The 3,160-nt window shown below is 39.9% G+C and carries 4 protein-coding genes; all 4 read right to left on the bottom strand.

The window, feature by feature from the left end:
- A partial coding sequence (locus JHC30_02505) for a glycerol kinase (protein ID MCI4463026.1) occupies positions 1-333 on the bottom strand: 333 nt, incomplete at its 3' end.
- Positions 334-370: 37 nt separating this feature from the next.
- Entirely contained in the window at positions 371-1,018 is a 648-nt protein-coding gene (gene dhaL / locus JHC30_02500; GenBank protein MCI4463025.1) for a dihydroxyacetone kinase subunit L, read from the bottom strand.
- A 59-nt stretch (positions 1,019-1,077) separates the two neighbouring features.
- Positions 1,078-2,079, bottom strand: coding sequence for a dihydroxyacetone kinase subunit DhaK (gene dhaK, locus JHC30_02495; GenBank protein MCI4463024.1), 1,002 nt, complete (start codon positions 2,077-2,079; stop codon positions 1,078-1,080).
- Positions 2,080-2,149: 70 nt separating this feature from the next.
- On the bottom strand, positions 2,150-2,950 hold the full coding sequence (locus tag JHC30_02490; protein MCI4463023.1) for an MIP family channel protein: 801 nt from the start codon (positions 2,948-2,950) through the stop codon (positions 2,150-2,152).
- Positions 2,951-3,160: the final 210 nt, after the last annotated feature.

Below are 3,160 nucleotides of genomic sequence, written 5' to 3'. Positions count from 1 at the left end.
CTCCTTTGTTCTTGTATCCTGCCAAACTATTGCGTTGTAGTAAGGCTTACCTGTACGCTTGTTCCAGACAATAGTTGTTTCTCTCTGGTTTGTAACTCCAATTGCTGCAATTTCCTCTGGCGAAATTCCACCTTTCTCCAACGCTCCTTTTATAACATCTTGAGTTCTTTCCCAAATCTCCATAGGGTCATGTTCAACCCATCCTGGTTTTGGATAGATCTGCTGATGCTCTAACTGATGAACACTTACCACATCTCCACTGTGGTTAAAAATCATAAACCTTGTACTTGTTGTTCCTTGGTCAACTGCTGCAACATACTTTTTTGTTGCCATTTTAAACCTCCTTTAAATTAATTTTTAAATTTCTACCTTAATTGTTTATTTGTTTCTCTTTGATTAATTCAAGCATAAGCTTTATAAGTAGATACGAAGAAGTCGCGCCTGGATCTTGGTGACCGATACTCCTCTCACCAAGATAGCTTGCCCTACCTTTTTTGGCAAGCATAGGTATTGTACTCTTCATACCTTCTTCTGCTGCCCTAGTCGCTTCCTCAAGGGCTTCTACAAAATCTGTGCCATTTGACAGGGACTTCTTGAGAGACTCAATTGCTGGAGCTATTGTGTCAATCATAGTTTTATCTCCTCTTTCAGCTTTCCCTCTCATTATGATCACTTCTAAAGCAGCTTGCATTGCTTTCAATATGTCCTGTTCGTCAATTTCAAACTTTCCTGCAAGTGCAGTTCCAGCCTGAATGAAAGCGGTGCCATAAAGAGGACCACTTGCACCACCAACTGTTGATACAAGGTACATACCAACAGCTTTTAATATAGCACCTATATCTTTCCCCTCCAGTGTTGGCAGGTTCTTTAAAACAGTCTGAAAACCTCTATCCATATTTATACCATGGTCCGCATCACCAATTGCAGAATCTAATTCCGTAAGATATTCTCTATTCTCATTTAGAAGTTTAGCTGCCTTCTTAAGATATTCCAAAACATCTTTGTTAGTTAATTTCATAATTAAACGCCTCGCAATAGTTCAGAATTTTCTACAAAGATACTTATTTTCATTAATTTCTAAATACCCCAACGTAAACCAGGTGTTAGCACTGGTTCATCCCAGAGGCTCTTCATTTCTTCATCGAGCCTAAGAAGTGTAATCGAGACTCCCTGCATCTCTAAAGATGTTATATACCTTCCAATTAATTTCCTTGCAATCTTTATCCCTTTAGATTCAAGGATTTTGTGTAGCTTTCTGTATACGATAAACAGTTCACTGTCGGGAGTACCGCCCATACTGTTTACAAAAGCCAATACTTCATCACCTGCTTTGAACGGTAAATCATTAATTACTGCTTCAGCAAGTATCTCAGTTACCTCATCTGCTGGTTTTAACTTCATACGCTCTCTTCCTGGCTCTCCATGAATCCCTATGCCTATCTCCATCTCGTCTTCTGCGAGTTCGAAAGTTGGCTTACCCGCCATTGGGACAGTGCAAGGCGTTAAAGCCATTCCCATGCTTCTTCCATTAGCGTTTACTCTTTTTGCAAGTTCAGTTAACTTGTCCAATGGGTACCCTTTTTCAGCCGCCGCTCCAACTATTTTTTCAGCAAGGACTGTTGTTCCAACTCCTCGTCTACCCTGAGTGTATAAACTATTCTGAACTGCAACGTCATCATCAATTATCACGCTCTGAACTTCAACACCTTCTCCTTTAAGTAGATCGGCTGCCATTTCAAAATTCATTATATCTCCACTATAGTTCTTAACAATAAACAGTATCCCTTTCCCGCTATTAACCTTCTTTGCAGCTTCATACATTTGGTCAGGCGTAGGTGATGTAAACACTTGCCCTGGACATGCAGCATCAAGCATTCCTTTACCAACAAATCCAACATGCATAGGCTCATGACCACTCCCGCCTCCTGAGATAACAGCAACTTTATTCTTAACAGGGGCATCTGCTCTATACACGAAATTTGGATTGAAATTTACTTTTATTAATTCAGGAAATGCTAAGGCAAGACCTTCTAATGATTCATTTACTACATCTTCTGGCTTATTAATTAATTTCTTCATTTTGACCTCCTTAAAAAAATTTAACAAATAGATAGGAAGGGGAGCTAGCACTCCCCTTCCTCTAACTTATCTATCCTTCTTTCTTTGCAAGTGACGAGGTTACAAACCAATCGTAAGTTAAAACACCTAAAACTCCACCAATAAGTGGACCTAAAATAGGTACTACAAACCAATAAGACCCATCAAATAAACCTTTTGTCCCAGCGATCGCACCAAAAAGGCGTGGACCAAAATCACGGGCAGGATTAATCGCATATCCGCTTGGACCACCAAGTGTAAGACCTATGCCAAGGACTACAAGTGCCACTATGAAACCACCAAGATTTGCTCCTACAGCATTATTTTTTGTATCGCCTGATGCAAGAACTCCCCAAAGAAGCACAGCTGTTCCAAAGATTTCTGCAACAAACGCATTCAGAAGACTATAGCTTCCAAGCGGAGATACAGATGCTGCTCCACCCCAGAAAGCTTGACCAAATACTGAGCCTGGGCCTGTGCACCAAACATTAGGCATACCTGCAGCCACTAAACCATCATGATAGACCAAGAATACACCAAAGGCTCCTAGGAAAGCACCAAGAACTTGTGCAATCCAATAAGGAACAACCTTCTTCCAAGGGAAACCTCTTTTGACAGCCAAAGCCAGAGTAACAGCTGGATTAAGATGTGCACCTGATACTCCCGCAACTGTGTAGACAGCAATTAGAACTGCCATTGCCCATCCGAAAGTGATAGTGTTCCAGTTGTAAGCAGTAGATGCAAGACGAGGAGCAAGTCCAACGTTCGCAACAACGCCATCGCCGAGTAAAATTAGGATGAATGTCCCAAAGACCTCAGCGACGAATTCACCAAACAAATTTTCTTTCTTCATCACGTCCTCCTTTCTTGAAAGTTATTTTAACGAAAAAAAATTTTTTGTCAAGAGGGTATAAAAAACTTAATACACATTCTCAAAAAATTGTTTATTTTTCTTAATTCAATAACAAATTACTTTACAATTCCAAAGTGAAACAAAAATAAAAATTACGCGCTCAAAACTAAAACATCTTCCTTTGAAAAATACACCCTAATTTTATCTCCA

Source organism: Caldisericum sp. (assembly GCA_022759145.1).
Classification (GTDB): domain Bacteria; phylum Caldisericota; class Caldisericia; order Caldisericales; family Caldisericaceae; genus Caldisericum.
This window is presented reverse-complemented; position numbering and strand designations above follow the sequence as displayed.

Coding starts and splice junctions, on each gene's coding strand:
- dhaK (MCI4463024.1), bottom strand. CDS start 2,079: ATGAAGAAATTAATTAATAAGCCAGAAGATGTAGTAAATGAATCATTA.
- JHC30_02490 (MCI4463023.1), bottom strand. CDS start 2,950: ATGAAGAAAGAAAATTTGTTTGGTGAATTCGTCGCTGAGGTCTTTGGG.
- dhaL (MCI4463025.1), bottom strand. CDS start 1,018: ATGAAATTAACTAACAAAGATGTTTTGGAATATCTTAAGAAGGCAGCT.